General features: G+C 71.7%; 2 protein-coding genes. Both read left to right on the top strand.

Going from position 1 to position 1,472, the window contains the following annotated elements:
• A partial coding sequence (locus tag AWZ10_RS16800; protein WP_167365960.1) for an RDD family protein occupies positions 1-626 on the top strand: 626 nt, incomplete at its 5' end.
• A 93-nt stretch (positions 627-719) separates the two neighbouring features.
• Positions 720-1,412, top strand: a complete 693-nt coding sequence (locus tag AWZ10_RS16805; RefSeq protein WP_060891461.1) for an RDD family protein — start codon at positions 720-722, stop codon at positions 1,410-1,412.
• The last annotated feature ends 60 nt before the right edge of the window (positions 1,413-1,472 follow it).

Raw genomic sequence — 1,472 nt, forward strand, 5'->3', positions numbered from 1 at the left:
TGGCCGCCGGCCTCGGCGGTGGGCAGCCCTCCTGGGCCCAGCAGGTGCACCGGCTGGCCGGGGGCGAGGAGGAGCAGCTGGTCGCGCCGTGGAAGCCGGTGGTGGAGGACCCCTTCCAGGCGGCGGCCCGGCGGCAGTCGGAGGCCAGGCCCGCGGGCCTCGGCCGACGGCTGGCCGCCCGGCTCGTGGACACTCTGGTCGTCGGCTCCGTCACGGCCGCGGCCGCCGTGCCGTTCGGCACGAAGGCGATGGACCACATCGACGAGAAGATCGACGTGGCCAAGCTCTCCGGTGAGAAGGTCACCGTCTGGCTGGTCGACGGCACGACCTCCGTCTACCTGGGCATCATCCTCGGTGTCCTGTTCCTCGTCAGTGCCCTCTACGAGGTGCTGCCCACCGCCAAGTGGGGCCGCACCCTCGGCAAGAGGCTGCTCGGCATCGACGTCCGGGACATCGAGGGCCACGAGCCCCCGTCGTTCGGGGGTTCCCTGCGCCGCTGGCTCGTCCACACCGTCTCCGGGCTGCTCGGCATCGGCGTGATCGGTGTCCTGTGGTGCGTGTGGGACAGGCCGTGGCGCCAGTGCTGGCACGACAAGGCGGCGCACACGTTCGTGGCGGGCAGGTAGCGGTACGGGCGGGACGGGGCCGCGCGGGAACCACGTACCCCGTACGGCCCCGTGCCGGATGCGGAGCCGGGGGGTTCGCGGTCGACTCGGGCCATGAGTACCGAACCGCCGCCCTTCGGCTCCGGTCAGTCCCCGGACGACGACCAGTTCAGGAAGCAGCCCCCGCCGCACCAGGGCGGCGGCTCTCCGTACGACCCCCCGCCCCAGCAGCCGCCGCCGTACGGGGGCGGCCAGCAGCCGCCCTACGGAAGCCAGCCGCCGCCGTACGGCAGCCAGCCCCCGCCCTACGGCGGTGACCCCTATGGCGGCGGGCAGTACCCCAACGACCCGCTCTCGGGCATGCCGCCGCTCGCCGACAGCGGCAAGCGGGTGCTGGCCCGGATCCTCGACATGATCCTGGTGGCGATCGTGGTGGGGCTGCTGGCGTGGGCGTTCAGGATCAGCCAGTACTCAGTGGACTCGGACGACTTCGAGTTCGGCAAGTCCCTGGCACAGGAGGCGCTCGCCGCGATCCTCTACATCGCGTACGACACGTTCTTCACCATCAGGAACGGTCAGACCCTCGGCAAGAAGCTGTTCAAGCTGCGGGTGGCGAACCTCAACGACGGCTCCACGCCCTCCACACAGACCGCGCTGATCCGCGCGGCCGTGCTGTGGATCCCCTTCGCCTTCTGCTGCGCCTGCATCTGGACGGCGATCGCCGGCGGCTGGAGCTTCTTCGACAAGCCCTACAAACAGGGTCTGCACGACAAGGCGGCCAAGACGGTGGTGGTCAGCACCGGTTGAGCGGAGGCGCCTGCCGAGCGCGCGGCGGCACGGCGACGGCGGGCGGCACGGCGACGGCGG

The organism is Streptomyces europaeiscabiei, assembly GCF_001550375.1.
Classification (GTDB): Bacteria; Actinomycetota; Actinomycetes; order Streptomycetales; family Streptomycetaceae; genus Streptomyces; species Streptomyces europaeiscabiei.